At 56.2% G+C, this 15,637-nt stretch carries 14 protein-coding genes and 1 pseudogene; 5 read left to right on the top strand and 10 right to left on the bottom strand.

The features are described 5' to 3' along the window. Positions 1 to 61: 61 nt before the first annotated feature. From ABLO27_RS19915 to ABLO27_RS19880, 8 genes are all read right to left on the bottom strand, one after another. Positions 62 to 1,864, bottom strand: coding sequence for a BatD family protein (locus tag ABLO27_RS19915; RefSeq protein ID WP_353035096.1), 1,803 nt, complete (start codon positions 1,862 to 1,864; stop codon positions 62 to 64). A gap of 14 nt (positions 1,865 to 1,878) precedes the next feature. Continuing rightward, the gene (locus tag ABLO27_RS19910) at positions 1,879 to 4,095 is read right to left on the bottom strand and encodes a VWA domain-containing protein (protein WP_353035095.1); all 2,217 of its coding nucleotides are present in this window, start codon (positions 4,093 to 4,095) and stop codon (positions 1,879 to 1,881) included. A gap of 5 nt (positions 4,096 to 4,100) precedes the next feature. Further along, positions 4,101 to 5,120 (bottom strand): vWA domain-containing protein, encoded by a 1,020-nt coding sequence (locus tag ABLO27_RS19905; RefSeq protein WP_353035093.1) that lies wholly within the window; start codon positions 5,118 to 5,120, stop codon positions 4,101 to 4,103. Further along, positions 5,117 to 5,596 (bottom strand): DUF4381 domain-containing protein, encoded by a 480-nt coding sequence (locus ABLO27_RS19900; RefSeq protein WP_353035092.1) that lies wholly within the window; start codon positions 5,594 to 5,596, stop codon positions 5,117 to 5,119. The genes ABLO27_RS19905 and ABLO27_RS19900 overlap by 4 nt, the downstream gene beginning before the upstream one ends. Next, positions 5,593 to 6,525, bottom strand: coding sequence for a DUF58 domain-containing protein (locus ABLO27_RS19895; RefSeq protein ID WP_353035090.1), 933 nt, complete (start codon positions 6,523 to 6,525; stop codon positions 5,593 to 5,595). Before ABLO27_RS19895 ends, ABLO27_RS19900 begins: the two co-directional genes overlap by 4 nt. Before the next feature lie 11 nt (positions 6,526 to 6,536). Next, positions 6,537 to 7,457, bottom strand: a complete 921-nt coding sequence (locus ABLO27_RS19890; protein WP_425328923.1) for an AAA family ATPase — start codon at positions 7,455 to 7,457, stop codon at positions 6,537 to 6,539. Positions 7,458 to 7,891: 434 nt separating this feature from the next. Then, positions 7,892 to 9,298, bottom strand: a complete 1,407-nt coding sequence (locus tag ABLO27_RS19885) for a sensor histidine kinase (RefSeq protein WP_353035086.1) — start codon at positions 9,296 to 9,298, stop codon at positions 7,892 to 7,894. Beyond that, complete coding sequence (locus ABLO27_RS19880) at positions 9,267 to 9,944, bottom strand: response regulator transcription factor (protein ID WP_353035085.1); 678 nt, start codon at positions 9,942 to 9,944, stop codon at positions 9,267 to 9,269. Before ABLO27_RS19880 ends, ABLO27_RS19885 begins: the two co-directional genes overlap by 32 nt. A gap of 355 nt (positions 9,945 to 10,299) precedes the next feature. Between ABLO27_RS19880 and ABLO27_RS19875 the strand changes: the two genes are divergently transcribed. From ABLO27_RS19875 to ABLO27_RS19860, 4 genes and pseudogenes are all read left to right on the top strand, one after another. Further along, complete coding sequence (locus tag ABLO27_RS19875) at positions 10,300 to 10,935, top strand: glutathione S-transferase family protein (protein WP_353035083.1); 636 nt, start codon at positions 10,300 to 10,302, stop codon at positions 10,933 to 10,935. A gap of 62 nt (positions 10,936 to 10,997) precedes the next feature. Next, positions 10,998 to 11,561: a cytochrome b gene (locus ABLO27_RS19870; protein ID WP_353035082.1), complete on the top strand. Its 564-nt coding sequence runs from the start codon at positions 10,998 to 11,000 to the stop codon at positions 11,559 to 11,561. 48 nt (positions 11,562 to 11,609) lie between these two features. Beyond that, positions 11,610 to 12,226: pseudogene (locus ABLO27_RS19865) on the top strand (MATE family efflux transporter); the annotation flags it as partial. A gap of 69 nt (positions 12,227 to 12,295) precedes the next feature. Beyond that, complete coding sequence (locus ABLO27_RS19860) at positions 12,296 to 13,021, top strand: MATE family efflux transporter (protein ID WP_353036043.1); 726 nt, start codon at positions 12,296 to 12,298, stop codon at positions 13,019 to 13,021. Between the two features lie 31 nt (positions 13,022 to 13,052). On the opposite strand, the gene ABLO27_RS19855 is transcribed toward ABLO27_RS19860, so the two are convergent. Further along, a complete protein-coding gene (locus ABLO27_RS19855; RefSeq protein ID WP_353035080.1) occupies positions 13,053 to 13,919 on the bottom strand; it encodes a LysR family transcriptional regulator in 867 nt (288 codons plus the stop codon). A 115-nt stretch (positions 13,920 to 14,034) separates the two neighbouring features. On the opposite strand from ABLO27_RS19855, the gene acdA reads away from it, so the two are divergent. Beyond that, positions 14,035 to 15,276, top strand: a complete 1,242-nt coding sequence (gene acdA, locus ABLO27_RS19850) for a 3-sulfinopropanoyl-CoA desulfinase (protein WP_353035079.1) — start codon at positions 14,035 to 14,037, stop codon at positions 15,274 to 15,276. Between the two features lie 92 nt (positions 15,277 to 15,368). Here acdA and ABLO27_RS19845 read toward each other — a convergent pair. Next, on the bottom strand, positions 15,369 to 15,637 hold a 269-nt coding region (locus ABLO27_RS19845), incomplete at its 5' end, for a hypothetical protein (RefSeq protein ID WP_353035077.1).

Below are 15,637 nucleotides of genomic sequence, written 5' to 3'. Positions count from 1 at the left end.
TGCTGCACTGTCCCATTTCAACTGCAAAGAACCACAGGCAACCTGTTGACCTGAAAAGGCGTCAGGCCATCTTCGGATTTGCATGCTCCGGATAGAGCGAAGGCAGTATTCCGCTTTGCCTGCTGGTCTTGCCCGCCCCTCGGGTAACCTCTTCAGCAATCTGGATCAGGCGGCCGGCATCAAAGCTCACGCTTTCCTTGTCCACCGCATAAAGATGCTGTTCCAGTTTGCTTACCTCCTGCTTGAAGGACTGCGGAACCGAGACCGCTTTCGGCAATCCGCGTTGCCAGGCGAGCGCTGCAAGATAGATCTTCCTGGCATCCTTGCTCCTGCCCGCTGACTTGAGAGCTGACAGCAATTGGTCCGCTTCCCGGCGGGCCTTGCCGGACTTGTCTGCGTGTTTTGAGACCGGTTCCTTTTGCACCGGCAATGGAACATGCCTGCGCCGGGCAGCCATGGCAACGCCGAACGCGAGCGCCAGCGTCACGGCAACGCCGCCTCCCGCAAGGGCCCACTCTTCCATATGGATCGAACCGTTCTCAGAAGAAAACGAGTTTGTCGGCCCGGAGGAAGCAGCGGGCCGCGAAGGCGTCGCCGACGCCGTCACGGGCCCATCCACATGAATGGTCTCGGACGGGATGGTTGCAGTTTTTTCTTCACCTGCTTCCGTATCCCACCAGGTCAGGGAGATTTCCGGCAGCACAACTTCACCGCCCGTTGTCGGCACGATGGACGTCACGATCTCACGGCGTCCGACGGTACCTTCCTCGGTGCTGAACTCATCGGTTGCGTCGCTGTCGACATAGATCCGCGCCCCCGTGGGAGCGGTAAACTGCAGATCCGGCAATTGCTCGGAACGGGCCCCCAGCGCCAGAATACTGACCTTGCGCGTCACAGCTTCGCCGACCTTGAACTCAGGCTTTTCAGAAGACCACTCGGATATCAGCTTGACCGCTTTGGCGGGCAGGAACCATTGATCCGACTGCGTTGTGGCGCCGCCCTCCACCGACAATTTGATCGCGTCGGACCGTGCTGCAAACGGCTTGCCGGGCGAAAACATGTCATCGAACATGCTGCCGCCAAAGCCGCGTGAGCCGAATGCACTGCCCTTGAAGGGAAAATCGTCAAACAGGGATCGCCCGATCCCCATGCGGTCAAACGGACTTTGACGTGCATTCGGATCCTTTACCTCGCCCCGAATGACAAAAGGCGCGATGGTCACTTCACCGGTCTTTTGCGGCCGCAACATGTATTGGCGCTCGATCACGGTGACCGGTTGCCCGTTTCTCATGATTTGCGACGTCCGATCCTCGCCATTCGGCGCCAGTTCATAGGCCGGATCGCTCGGTGCGACCAACTCGGCTCTCTTGAGAGGCACAGGTGTTTCGATCCGTACCGTCACCGGAATTTCCTGGTAGAGGTAATGATGGTCACCCTGAAGCGTCGCCTCGACCGAAACCCCGTCTACACCCTGAGATTTCGGCATGTCAGACGGATCAAGCACTGTCAGGGTCAGCGGCTTGCTGCTGGCGCCGTCAAACGACAGCTCCGGGATCGTTACCTGTCCTTTCTGCTTCGGCGACAGGGTGACAATCCAGCTTTTCTGCTGCGAATGTCTGCCATTGATTATCTGGGTCTGCATGGAGCTCGACGTTCCAAGGACATTGAACTCCCTTTGCAAAGGGGCCAGATCAGGCATTGAATTGCCTGCACCATCCGTTGTCAGTGTCAGCTGGAACTGATCGCCAAGCGCGACCTTGTCCGTGTTGACCCTCGCATTCAGACTTGCCGCCAGCGCACCATGGCTCACCGCAAGCGTCAGCGCTGTCGCTAACAGAACTTTTTTCACTCCGTTACGCTTCATCGTTTTATCCTCGCCTACTGGGCTGCGCGCAGCCGCGCATAGTGTTGATGGATCCGCGCTTTCAGCAGACCGGACGGATCATCCGGCACCCGGCGCAGTTGTTGTTCCACCGCTTGATCGACTGGTGGCGGCGTGCGGGAGTAGCCTTCCGCAACGGGTTCATCTTCTTCTTCGCCGTTGCCTGAGAGCGCTTCCGAGAAGAGGCGTGAGAGCATGTTCTCACTCGGCTCCTGCTCTGCCTGTTCCTGTGTGTCAGCACCTTCGGAAGACTGTGGCTGCATGGCTTGTTGCTGGCCGGTTTCTTCAGGCATTTCTGCAGTCTGACCTTCGGCTTCCCGCTCCTGAGAGGCGTCCGCCTGCTCCCGGTTCTCTTCTTCGGCGGCCAGTTGTTCAGCCGACTGGTCTTTGGCCTGCTGATCCTGGCCCTGTTCATTTTGGGCAGCCTGATCCTGGGCGTCAGCGCTCTCACCTTGCTGCTCTTCCGGCGTCATGCCGCCTGATTGCTGCGCAGCATTTTCCTGGCCGTTCTGCTGGTCATCTGCCTGTTGTTCGCCAGATTGTTGCTCACCAGACTGTTGCTCACCAGACTGCTGATCTGCCGATTGCTGTTCGCCAGATTGCTCCTGCTGGTTCTGATCTTCGCTGCCTTGCGAATTGGCTTCCTGATTTTCAGAACCACTTTCCTGCTGCTGATCCTGCTGGTCTTGCTGATCCTGCTGACCCTGCTGACCCTGCTGGGCCTGGTCCTGTTGATCTTGCTCTCCCTGACCGCCTTGTTGATCCTGTTGCTGTTGGTCCTGGTTCTGCTGCTGTTGCTGTTGTTGTTCTTGCTGCTGTTCTTCCAGCAACTTGGCAACAAGATCACGGTTGAACTGAGCGTCTTCATCTGCCGGTGCGGCGTCCAGTGCGCGGTCATAAGCCTCCAGCGCACCTTCAAGATTTCCGGATTTCGCAAGCGCGTTGCCAAGATTGTAATCCCGCTGCGGATCCTGCGAACGTGAATAGGCAGCAACGGCGGCACCGTATTCTCCGGCCCGATAGGCTGCTCCCGCCTGCCATTCAGGAACGTCAAAGGTTCTCGCGGCGGTTTCGAAGTCACCATTCAGGAACGCAGTTTGCGCTTGTTGATCACGTGTCGCCCACAAATCATCCCAGGTGCTCGCGCTTGCCTGTTGAGGCTGAGCCAACAGACCGGCGCCAATCACGACAAGACCCATGAGGACACCACGGCGGAAGACAAAAGGCGCCAAGAGTGCCGGAATGATCAACAACCAGTATCCCATATCCACCCAGCTATCAGCCTGGAAGTCATTTGCTTCACCTGCAGCACGCATGGACTGATCCTGTGCTGGCAACAGCGCGTTGAGATCCGCATCACCGGGAGTGATCATCGAAAACTGTCCGCCGCCCGCACTCGCTAAAGCTTCCAGGCTTTCCTTGGAAAGTTTCGTCATGAAAGTCTGCCCTTGAGAATTGCTGATGGCACGGCCGTCGGCAGTCTGCAGCGTGGCCCCTTCCTCGGTTCCGGCCGCAAGAACGGAAATCGTGTAACCGGCTCTGCGCGCGGCTTCTGCTGCAACAAGGCTCGCATCGGAGTCGCTACCGGAATTGTCCGCAATGACGATGATCTGGCCACGCGTGGCGTCCGCTCTTTCCAGAACCTGTTGAGCTTCGCCGATTGCCAGATCCAGCCTGTTGCCGAGCACCGGCATCAGGGATGTTGACAGTTCGGGCAGCATTTGCTCGATGACGCGTGCATCATTTGTCAGCGGTGCTGCGACAAACGGAACATCCGAGTAGATTACGAGGCCACGTTCGTCCCCTTGCGTGCGGGACAGGATGTCCCGCAGCTTGTGAACCGAGCGCTTCAGCCGACTTGGCGTCAGGTCATCGGCATTCATCGACTGGGCAAGGCTCAGCACTGCAACCACCGGCTCACCGCCGGTAAAGGACGGCACATCGGTTTTCTGCCAGGTCGGGCCGGCAAGACCCGCGATGATCAGAACGACTGCGGCAAAGGCGACGGGAGCAACCAACCTGCTCCTGCGCTGCTTTTTGCCTCCCCGCACCGACAGATGCGACAAGAGATGGGCATCGACATATCGGGCCCAGGTATTTCCGACACTGCGGAAGCGACCATTCCACAACAGCACAGCCAGAACCGTGGCCGGCACCAAAGCCCAGAGCCATTCAGGCCGCAGAAAATGAAAATTATCCGACAAGAAAGTCATCTCAATCAGCCTCCAGCCACGCTATGACGCCGTGAAAAAGTGGTGGGAACGACCAGGATCAATGCAAACAGAGCTGCCAGGATCAGCGCCGCGCCTGCGGGCCAGTAATAAAGCGCCACTTCCGGGCGGATATGCACCGGGTCCCCCGCAACGGGCTCCAGGCGGTCAATCTCGCGGTAGACCGTTGCCAGTCCTTCGACATTGGTTGCCCTAAAGTATTTGCCTCCGGTCATGTCTGCGATCTCTTTGAGGACGCCCTCGTCAAGATCTGCGGACGGGTTGACCAGCTGCTGCCCAAATCTCGTGTTGACTGTCATCGCTTCCGCGCCGACGCCAATCGTGTAGATCTTGATGCCGAGTTCCTCAGCAAGCGTGGCAGCCTTGAGAGGTTCCATGACACCGGAATTGTTCGCCCCGTCGGTCAGCAGAACCAGCACCCGGCCATTTTCCGGACGGTCCTTCAGCCGCTTCAACGAAATTGCGATGGCATCGCCAATGGCCGTTTTCTGACCGGTCAGACCAACTTCTGCCTCGTCCAGCAGATCGCGGACCGCATTCCGGTCGAAAGTCAGAGGCGCCTGCAGATAGGCACGATCGGAAAACAGCACCAGGCCGACCCTGTCACCCTTGCGGCTTTCTATGAATGTATCGGCAGTCGCCTTGACCACATGAAGACGCGTCGACGGACGGCCACCGACTGCAAAGTCCTGCTCATCCATCGAACCGGACAGGTCGATCGCCAGCATGACGTCTCGGCCTTCGGCAGGAAGCGGAACTTCCGGGCCGACAAATGCCGGACGCGCAAGTGCGGTCACCAACAGCACCCAGATAAGCGAAGCCAGTGTCAACTTCCACAAACTGCGGTTTTCAGCGCCTGCCCCGCCGGAGGCTCCGCCGAATACGGACTTGAAAAACGGCACACGCAGTGCACCGGAAAGGCCCGGGTCAGCAGGTTTGGCGAAGTAGCGGACAAGGAAGGGGAGCGGTAAGGCCAGGAAGGCCAAGGGCCACAGAAACGTAATCATGCGCACCTCCTGATCCATTGTTCTGCTGCGTCGACGAGCTTCTTCTTCTGCTCGTCCGTCGCCGGTTTCGACGGTGCGTAGGGTGCTTGAGACAGAACCAGTGCCAGTTCACGGGACATGCCGCTTTTGCCGCTGGTAAGATATTCAGCCCAATCCTTGTCGCTCAAAATGCCGATGGAGCGGCCGTTCAGTCGAATGGCAACCCGCCGCAACAGCGCCGAGACATGTGTCGCCAGCTCCGAAAGATCGGTGGCATCTTCACCGCGCATTTTCTCAAGTTCGCCCAGAGCGACGTAACGCACGGTCCGCCTGCGCAGGATCGACCAGACCATCGACGCTGCGACAGCCGCCAGAAACAGGACAGCAACGCCCCACCAGCCTGGGGCAAGTGGCCACCAGGAAACCGGTTCAGGCAGACGGATGTCCTTAAGCTGCTCAAGTTGTGTCAGTATCTGAGGGGGAAGTTCTGTCGTCATTGCGACCTCCTTCCGGGTTCAATGCCTTTGACATAAAGAAGAGATTTCGGATCATCCGGCGTCGACAGCGCATGAAACGCCATTGCCCGTTGGCGGCATGTCAGCTCCAGACGCTCTTGCCGCTCGTTGAATGCCGTCGAATAATCCTGCAACGCATGGCGCTTGAGGCCCGATAGAGAAACCGCCCGGTCTCCATCACTGATCCGCCCTCCCCTCGGAGGCAATTCGCAATCCAGAGGATCGGTCACCATGATGTTGGTGACGTGAGGGCTTTTCGATAGCCGGCGAAGTTCCTGTTCGCACCGCTTGTCGAAATCGGTGAAATCACTGACGATGAAGGCAAGGGCTCCTGGCCGGCATTCATGACGCAAACGGCGTATGCCATCGGCAAGGCTCAGTTCTTTTCCCGGTTTTCGGTCCAAACGGGTTTCTTCCGCAATTGCCTCGATGAAACGAAGCACCGCCCGGCGAGTCCGCGCACCGCGAAAATCGCGGACACCACTTCTCGTCAGGATCAGGCCACCGACCCTGTCGCCGCCATCATGGCCAATCCATGCCAGTTTGGCGGCAATCTCTGCTGCCAGATGCGATTTGAAACGCACACGGCTACCGAATTGCATCATCTCGCGCAGATCCAGAAGGATGTGGACCGGACGCTCTCTTTCTTCCTGAAAGAGTTTCGTGTGGGTCCGGCCGGTTCGTGCGGTCACCTGCCAGTCGATGCTGCGAACGTCATCGCCGGGCTGGTACTCACGGGACTCGGCAAACTCCATGCCACGCCCCCGGAAAACCGAACGATTGGTCCCCCACTGATGTGTGCTGACACGGCCGGACGGGGCGAATCCCGACGTTGCCCTTGGAGGACGGGTACGGATCAATTCCGCCGTACTCGCCTCAACGCCTGCCGCATAGGTGCGGTGTTCATGCATGGCCCGATACCTCAGCTAACCGGAACGCGATCGATCAGAGCATCAATGAAGCCGTCACGGGTCTCGCCATCGGCTTCAGCCTCAAAGCTCAGGATGATCCGGTGGCGCAGAACGTCGTGCAAGATCGCCTGAACATCTGCCGGGGTTGCGAAGTCGGAGCCGCGCATCCAGGCATGCACCCTTGCACAACGATCAAGCGCAATCGTGCTTCGGGGAGAAGCGCCGTAGGCAATCATGCGGGACAGATCGTCGCCGTAAGCTCCCGGGTTGCGGGTCGCCTGAACCAGTTGAATGATGTATTCGGTCAGGGCTTCGGAAACATGTGTTTCCAGCGCTTCCCTGCGGGCGTCAAAAATCTCGTTGATGCTGATTTTGCGCTCAGGCCGTTCTATCTCACCAAAGGTTTCGCCGCGCACCAGTTTCAAGATATCGCGCTCGGCTTCCGCCGAGGGAAAATCGACATTGACCTGCAGCAGGAAACGGTCGAGCTGAGCTTCGGGCAACGGGTAAGTGCCCTCCTGCTCGATCGGGTTCTGCGTTGCCAGGACCATAAAGAGTTCCGGCAGCAAATGTGTGGTGCCGCCAACCGTGATCTGCTTTTCCGCCATGGCTTCCAAAAGCGCGGACTGCACCTTTGCCGGCGCACGGTTGATCTCATCCGCCAGGATCAGGCTGTTGAAAAGCGGGCCTTTCTGGAAATTGAACTCTCCGCGCTCAGCGCGATAGACGTCGGTTCCGGTCAGGTCGCTCGGCAAGAGATCCGGCGTGAACTGGACGCGCTTTGCGTCGCAGTCGATAACTTCCGAAAGAGCGTTTACCGCCTTGGTTTTTGCCAAACCGGGCGCGCCGATGACAAGCACATGACCATCGCTGAACAGACCGAGCAGTATGCGGTCAACAAACTGCTGCTGGCCGATGATGCGGGAATTCATGAAATCGCGAAGATATTGGGCAACATCACCCTTGGTGTTTGCCGCAGTAGCAGTTGCATGCAGGTTCATGATCTGGCGTCCTTTCAAAATGTGACGTCGCGATCGCCGGATATGTACTGCTCGCCGTTTCGTTCCGACGGGCTGTGCTCCGGTGAGCGCAATTGGACTTCGGTATTGGAGGGTGAACCTGCGCGAATCCGGAAACAGGCAGGGATCTGCGTTTGCAACGCCTTGCAGGCATTGCGAATTTTCATTCGCAGTTTTGCAGTCATGTCAGCGACGCTCCGATCCGGTCCCCAGGGGCAGGTATTGTTTGAACAACCGGAGAATGGGGTGTGCGCTTTAACTGCGCCTGTCGCGAAGTTTAAAAATAATTGAGGTTTGGAAATTCAGGTCGAAACGCCAGACAAAGGGCGCGTTCGGGATGAGGAGCTTTACTGCGCAGCCTTGGCTTCGACCTGCGCGCGGCTTGGAAAGCGCAGTATGATCCGAAGGCCCGGCGCAGCGTCCTGAAGCGTCACTGATGCACCATGGTGCTCGGCAACCGCCGCAACCATGGCAAGCCCCAGGCCACTTCCCGGCTTTGTCCGGGCACTGTCGAGCCGCTCAAAGGGTTTCAGGATCCGGTCGCGATCAGCCTCGGGAACGCCAAGCCCGTTGTCGACGACACAAAGCACGATCTCAGGATTCTCCTGATGGCACTCAACGACAATCGAGGTTCCAGGCGGGCAGTGTTCGATGGCATTGCCGAGCAGATTTACCAGGAGTTGCTTGATCATTCCCGGATCGGCATGCATGAGCAACTGGGCGTCCGACTTGGATGACAAGCGAATGTTCTGGTCAGCCAGTTCAGCCAAAGGTTCCATGAAATCGATCATATCGCGAATAAGCGTTGGCAAATCGAAATCCTGATAGGAAGAGGTTCCGGCGCTTGCCTCGATGCGTGAAATTCGCAGAACGGTCTCGATGATTGCATTGAGCCTTTGCACCTCACCAAGTGCTGCTTCGATATCTTCTCGCGGAGCCCGGTGTTTGTCTATTTTTTCAAGCGCCTGGTTGAGACAGATCTGTGTGTTGGACAGCGGGGTCTTGATGTCGTGCGCTATGGACGATGCGGTCGACTGCATGCCCTCCATCAGCCTCGCCAGGCGGTCAAGGTGCCAGTTGACCTCTGCTGAAATCCGGTCGATCTGGTCATGGTCGGAAGACACTGCAAGCCGTGCGGAGATATCCCCACGCGAAATGTTCTGCATCACGCTTTCCATTGCGCGCAGCTTCTGCAGGGATTTCCGGCTTGCAAAATATCCAAGCAGCAATGTACCGGCGGTTATCGCAGTGCCGAGAAAAATCAGCCAGAACAGCAGCCACCAACGGGCAGCGTCGATGATCCGGCTGCTCCGGCCGATCACCAGTGTCAGATCATCCAGCGACACGCGTTTGAGATAAAATCCCTGTGTGGTCGCAGCTGCCTCGGAATAGCTGACCTGTACCTTCTGCCAACCGATTGCCGGAGGAACGGATGGCAATGTTCCGGCGAGGCGAATTCCCCCGCTGTCAAATACGCCGGAGGCATGTCCGATCGGCAGCGCATGTTCCGTGAGGTTCCTGATGGCATTGACCAACCCGCTCTGGCCTTCGGATCGGTAGATCTGCTCAAGAAGCACGATTTCCTCTTCGGTCTGTGCCCGCAGTTCTCCTTCCAACGTATTTGTGACAGCCAGGACCAGAACCACGCCGGCGACCACGATCATCAACACGAACGCACAGGCCACCCGCAGGGAGTTCTTGAAGGCAAGGCCCGATCTGACGTCAGCGCGGCGCACGGATTGAATACCCGACATTGCGAATGGTCTGAATAAGCGCCGTATCAAACGGCTTGTCGATCTTCTGGCGCAGCTTGCTGATATGAGTCTCGACGACGGAAGTACCCGGGTCGAAGTTGAAGCCCCAGATCTTCTCCAGCATCATGGTGCGTGTAACGACCCGCCCTGCGTTTTCCATCAACAACTGCAACAGTGCAAATTCCTTCTGCTGTAACTCTATCGGAGTACCGGCCCGCTTGGCGGTCCTCGCCAGCAAGTCCAGTTTCAGATCATGCACCTTCAGCTCGGTGGCGGCCGCAGTTTCCTGGGGCCTGCGGGAAAGCGCGGTGATCCGGGCAAGCAACTCGGAAAAATGAAACGGCTTGACCATGTAGTCATCACCGCCTGCCAGAAGACCTTCTACCTTGTCGTCAACATCGCCAAGCGCGGTGAGAAAAATCACCGGCAGTTTGCTGGTTGTCGCCCTCAGCGCCTTGACCAGGGAAAGCCCGTCCATGCCTGGCAGCATCCGGTCGACAATGGCAAGGTCACAATCATTGTAAAGACAATAAGTCAGCGCCTCACGACCATCCGTCAGCCAGTCGACGGTATGCCCGTTCTCCGTGAGCCCGTTCCGGATGTAGTCAGCTGCCTTCTGATCGTCCTCAGCAAGTAGAATCTTCATTTATGGGTCCAAAACACAAACTACCAGTAATTGATATCAGCAACCTCGAAATATTCAATCCATTGTATTTTGAATATAACTAAGATGCCGCGCTACGACAGCAAGATTCGCGCCTTTTGATTAATCCGGTGGTGTGTTCCAGCACCGAAACATTGATCGGCCGCACAGTCCTTTCAGCAGCATCTTCTCGCGTGGTGTCAGGTTTGAGCTCTCTTTTCGGGCTCCGCGAGCGAAAGCCATTCCCTCGCCGAATTCGCACTGTGTCTCAAATGAGCAGACCTTGCTCGAAATCACCGTCTAGCACCGAAAGTGGACAGGCCACATCTTTCCGTCACAACGGAAAGGAACCGAAACCATGAAACTTTATTCAGCACCGGGCACCTGCGCCACGGCCATGCACATTGCACTGGAATGGATTGGCAAGCCTTATGAGGTTGAGCATCTGGATTTTGCCGCAATGAAGTCCCCTGAATATCTTGAACTCAATCCGTCCGGTGTCGTCCCGACACTGGTGGACGGTGAACTGGCGTTGCCGGAAGGCATGGCAATCCTCCTGTATCTCCTGGATCAGAATCCGGACGCAGGCATCGGGCCTGCGGCAGGGACCGTGGAACGTATCGAGCTGCACCGCTGGCTGGTTTATCTTTCCGGTACCTTGCATCCTTACTTTTGGCCGCACTTCATGCCGATGCGCTTCACCACCGACGAGAACGGTCAGGAAGCAGTCCGCGCCGCAAGCCATATCCTGGTCGACAAGGCTCTGACGCTCATCGACGATCATCTGGACGGACGGGACTGGATGGTCGGCACAAGCAAGTCCATTGCCGACGCCTTTCTCTATCCGATGGCCGGGTGGGCTTATGGCTTCGACAAGCCGACATCACACTATCCGAACATTGATCGCATCATCCGCAAACTGGCGTCCGATCCAGCTGTTCAACGCGTACACGAAGCTCAAGGGACCAGCCCGAAGGTGGACGCTGCCGCCTGATCTCCCTGACACCAGGTCCTGTCGGGTTTTTCCGGCAGGACTCATGGCTATGGATGCCTGAAATGAACACTCAAACTCAAAAGTTCTCGGTTCCCCTGCGCGCTCTGCATTGGTCCATGGCAGTGCTTCTTATCGGCTTGCTTGTGTCAGGCATCTATGCGCATGGCATGACACTGGACCACCCCTGGAAGTTTGATCTTTATGCATGGCACCGTGCCTTCGGGGTTCTCGCCTTCGCACTGGTGATCCTTCGCCTGATTGTCCGCTTCGGCTCACGTTCCCCTGAAATGCCGGCAACGCTACCCTGGTACGAAAGAACCTCAGCCAGGGCAGCACAGATCTTTCTGTATCTTGCGATGCTGGCAATTCCTGTTTTTGGGTATGTCGCAAGTTCCGCAGTGCCGGAGTTTCCAAGCATCCCTCCGCTGCACGCCATCTGGTTTTTCGGTCTGGAATTGCCTCTGTTTCCGATCACCAGGAACTACGAGACGACGGTCTTTTACATCTCCATTCACAAGTACCTGGGCTACGCCATGATTGCGATCATCACTGTTCATGCGGCTGGAGCTCTCAAGCACCGCTTTTTTGACCGCCCGGAAAACGATGTTCTTTCAAAAATGCTCTGAACGCGACCGTTCAAAACACGGCCGCAAGATCGGCTGCGACTGCCGGGAATGGAGGTGAACATGCCCAAGCGAAGAAGGGAGCATACGCTGATCAAGGCTCCGGTAAACTCCCTGCTTGTAAAGATGGCAGCTCCCATCAGCCTTGGCATGATCTCGACGTTTCTGTTCCAGATAGTCGACACCTATTTTGTCGGCCTCCTCGGTCCTGCTGAACTCGCTGCGCTGACATTTGCCTCCAACGCCTATCTTGTCATCGTCTCCATCTATATCGGGTTCTCGGTCGGTGTTTCCTCGGTTGTTGCCAAGGCCGTCGGTGCTGGCAACAGGAAACACGCTTGCGCGATTACCTCCTCGGCATTGGGCGTGGTTCTGATGCTTTCCATCCTGATATCGATTGCAGGCGTCCTGACCATCCCCCCCTGTTCGCCATCCTTGGCGCACAAACCGACACATTGCCGCTGGTCGCATCCTATATGAGCATCCTTTATCTGGGACTGCCATTCTTGATGGTCGGCATTGTCGGAGGTGGAGCGATCCGCGCAATCGGAATCACCAGGGATACAGAAATCGTGTTTGCCATCGCCGGAGTGGTGAATCTGGTATTTGATTACCTTCTAATCTTCGGGGTTGGTCCCTTTCCCGCACTCGGGATTGCAGGTGCCGCCTGGGCGACGGTTCTATCGTTTCTATTCATATTCGTCGGAATAGGAACACTCTTGGTACGGTACCAGTTGGTGGGAGCAACAGGTCAGACTGGTGTTGCCGGAGATCTTCGAGAGTTCTTTTTGACTTCCTTGCCCGCTATCTTCACGCAGATACTGGTCCCTGTAACGGCAGTTTTCACGACGTTTCTTCTGGCTCGATATGGTCCGGACGCCGTTGCAGCCTATGGTGTGGCCAGTCGCATCGAAACGTTGGCACTTGTCGGCATTTCGGCGATCGGCATGGCGATGACACCGTTTGTTGCGCAGAATTTTGGCGCCGGAAAACATGGACGGATTGATGAAGCGATCGTGTTTGCAGGCAAGGCGTCCCTTGTGATCGGCCTTTGTCTCTTCGTTATCCTTGCCTTTGCCGGATCCTACGTTGCAAAGATCTTCACCAAGGACCCCGGCGTCATCGAGTTTGTCAGTCTCTATTTCAAGGTTGTCGCATTTTCCTACGGATTTCAGGGTCTGGTGAATGTCACTGTTGCTGTTTTCAATGGGCTGCAGACGCCTTTGACTGCACTCAAACTGATGTTTGTTCGCTCCGCGCTGATCGTGTTTCCGGCATTGGTAATCGGATCTATTTTCGGCCCGTTATGGATCCTGATTGCCCTTTGCGCAGCGAACATTCTGGCTGCAGGCTATGCACATCACCTCATGATCGCATCGGCACGCCAGTGGCGCCATACGCGTGTGATCTCAAATTCCGTTCGCAACATTTCCAAAACCTTCAGAAAACGCGTGAAACGGTAAGTAGTCCCGCTCCGTCTTCCAAAACGCGCTGCTACACAGCCTTCAAAAGCAGATCATAGATCACCGCAACCCATTGCGGGTTTGGTTCGCTTCGCCGCGAGACAAGAACCAGGTTTCTTGAAATCGGTTGTTCCTTGAGATCGGCCACACACACATTTTCATCAGCGTATCGAACGATGTCCGGCCGAGGCAAAATCGTGTATCCCAACCCGGCCTTCACGCATTCCATACAGGACTCGATGCTGTCCAGGACAAGAGTCTGTTGATTCGAAGGGGGCCGGTTCCTGACAAAGCCCGCAATCAGTTTCCCAATCCCGGTGCTTGGCCTGAAATGAATGAACGGCAACCTGGCGGAAAGAGCGTCGAAATTTGCACCGCGTTGATCGGCAGGCGCAGCAATACTCATCACTTCAGACGCAATCACGTCATATCTGAGCGTATCGTCCTTCTGACCAGCGGAAGTGATGACTGCACAATCGATTTGTCCCGCGGCCACCCGGCTCTCCAGAATTTCGGACAAGGCAGAAGAAAATCTGAATTGCGCTTCGGAAACATGCCCCCTGGCGAGTTTGATGAAGCCAGGCAGAATTCGCACGCTGGCAGAGTGCACGAAACCAATCTGAAACACACCATGAAGAACAGTTGCAGTTCCGCAGATACCGACAATAGCCTGTTCTTCGCGAAGAAGTGCCCTTGCACGTTCCGCAACCAATCGTCCCAAAGGTGTCAATTTTGGCGGGCGAAAGTTTCGATCAAAAAGATCCGCTCCCAACTCTGTCTCCAGAGCCTTCATTTGCATGCTCAGCGCGGACAGCGTCATGTTTTGAAGCTCAGCCGCCTTACTGAAAGACTGAACATCATTTATTCGAACAAGCGTTTCCAGTGCGCGCGTTTGCATTTCTTCAACTTTTCTGAAGTTGATTTGCAATCTAATTCGATTGATTTGAATAAACCCATTCACTTACAATTTCAACCGAACAAAAGTCCTCCTGTCCGGAAGCCCAGGCAAGACCATGACAAAGTTGACGTGCGACCAGACATTGCTTCAATCGGCTGCCAGAAAGCTGTCCCAGGATGTCTTTCGTGCGCGCGCTGCCGACATTGACCGTTCTGAGGAGTATCCCTGGCACAATGTCGAAAGCCTGACAAAGGCAGGCTTCATGGGCATGACGATACCCTTGGAATACGGGGGGCTGGGTCTTACCTACTTCGACGCAATCCTGGTGATTGAGGAAATCGCAAAAGTCTGTGGCGTAACCGCACGCATCGTCGTTGAAGCCAATATGGGCGGCGTAGGTGCCATTATGAAGTACGGCTCCGAGAAGCAGAAAAAATTGGCGGCAGATCTCGTCCTGAGCGGTGATAAACCGGCGATTTGCATCACGGAACCCGGCGCGGGCAGCGCTGCAACGGAAATGACGACAACCGCCACACGTCGCGGTGATCACTACATTCTCAATGGAACCAAGCACTGGATCACTGGAGGCGGCGTCTCAAAACTGCATCTGATTTTCGCCCGCGTCATGGAGAATGGCGTTTCGCAGGGAATTGCCGGATTTATTGTCGTTCGCGGTGATGCCGATGGCCTGACGATCGGTCGAAGGGAACCCGCAATGGGCCTGCGTGGCATTCCCGAAACAGAAGTGATCTTTGACAATCTCGTGGTACCGGACGACATGATACTCGTCCCGCCAGAAGGCGTAAAACGCGGCTTTGCCGGTTTGATGAACGCCTATAACGGTCAACGCATTGGAGCCGGAACCGTCGCCCTCGGCATTGCTCAAGGCGCTTATGAACTCGCGGTAGACTACGCAAAGACCAGAAACCAATTTGGCCGTCCGATTGCGGAGTTTCAGGGATTGCAGTGGATGTTGTCCGATATGTCGATCGGACTGGCAGCTTCCAGAGCCCTCCTTCACAATGCAGCGTTCGACGCAGGTACTGGCTTTCCTGACATGGCAGCAGCAGCCCAGGCCAAGATCCTTGCTTCGGAAACCGCCATCAAGGTGACCAACGACGCTCTACAGATCCACGGTGCAGCGGGATATTCCAGAAACCTCCCGCTGGAAAGAATGGCTCGAGACGCGAGAATGTTCACGATTGGCGGGGGAACCGCCCAGGTCCTGAGAACTCAAGTGGCAAGCAGTATACTTGGCATGAAAACACCACAGACGAGGGACGGCTACGTCGACAATTCGGAAGAGGAACAAAAGACGCCTCCCGGCGCGGAAACTCCGCTTCTTCGTCTGGCGTAATCAGTACTGAAAGTCTTCGCTCTTATCTTCTATGTAGCCTTTCCCACTTTTTTCTAGATTGCCTTTCTTTTCCCGTGTTGTGCATTTGCGCACTAACAGCCCGGCGTTTGAGGCCGGGTTGTTATGTTTGGTTTGCGGTGTTTTGCTTTGCGTATTTTGCCCATCTTTGTTGGGCTTTGGGCTCGTTGATGGGGCCCTTTAAGTTTTGGCACTGTTTCCTTTGGCGACGCCAAAAAAGCCCGCTGGTTTTCACCGTGCGGGCTTTTTTTGTTTTGTTGTTTGTGCATGATTTTCTTGTTTTGTGCGCCGTTGCGTCGGACGTTGTCCTCGTTGCGGGGACCCCGTCGGGTCAAAATCGACG

The organism is Roseibium sp. SCP15, assembly GCF_040329435.1.
Lineage (GTDB): Bacteria > Pseudomonadota > Alphaproteobacteria > Rhizobiales > Stappiaceae > Roseibium.
Note: the sequence above shows the minus strand (reverse complement) of the source record. Positions and strands in the feature narration are given on the sequence as shown.

Coding starts and splice junctions, on each gene's coding strand:
- ABLO27_RS19915 (WP_353035096.1), bottom strand. CDS start 1,864: ATGAAGCGTAACGGAGTGAAAAAAGTTCTGTTAGCGACAGCGCTGACG.
- ABLO27_RS19910 (WP_353035095.1), bottom strand. CDS start 4,095: ATGACTTTCTTGTCGGATAATTTTCATTTTCTGCGGCCTGAATGGCTC.
- ABLO27_RS19905 (WP_353035093.1), bottom strand. CDS start 5,120: ATGATTACGTTTCTGTGGCCCTTGGCCTTCCTGGCCTTACCGCTCCCC.
- ABLO27_RS19900 (WP_353035092.1), bottom strand. CDS start 5,596: ATGACGACAGAACTTCCCCCTCAGATACTGACACAACTTGAGCAGCTT.
- ABLO27_RS19895 (WP_353035090.1), bottom strand. CDS start 6,525: ATGCATGAACACCGCACCTATGCGGCAGGCGTTGAGGCGAGTACGGCG.
- ABLO27_RS19890 (WP_425328923.1), bottom strand. CDS start 7,457: ATGAATTCCCGCATCATCGGCCAGCAGCAGTTTGTTGACCGCATACTG.
- ABLO27_RS19885 (WP_353035086.1), bottom strand. CDS start 9,298: ATGTCGGGTATTCAATCCGTGCGCCGCGCTGACGTCAGATCGGGCCTT.
- ABLO27_RS19880 (WP_353035085.1), bottom strand. CDS start 9,944: ATGAAGATTCTACTTGCTGAGGACGATCAGAAGGCAGCTGACTACATC.
- ABLO27_RS19875 (WP_353035083.1), top strand. CDS start 10,300: ATGAAACTTTATTCAGCACCGGGCACCTGCGCCACGGCCATGCACATT.
- ABLO27_RS19870 (WP_353035082.1), top strand. CDS start 10,998: ATGAACACTCAAACTCAAAAGTTCTCGGTTCCCCTGCGCGCTCTGCAT.
- ABLO27_RS19855 (WP_353035080.1), bottom strand. CDS start 13,919: ATGCAAACGCGCGCACTGGAAACGCTTGTTCGAATAAATGATGTTCAG.
- acdA (WP_353035079.1), top strand. CDS start 14,035: ATGACAAAGTTGACGTGCGACCAGACATTGCTTCAATCGGCTGCCAGA.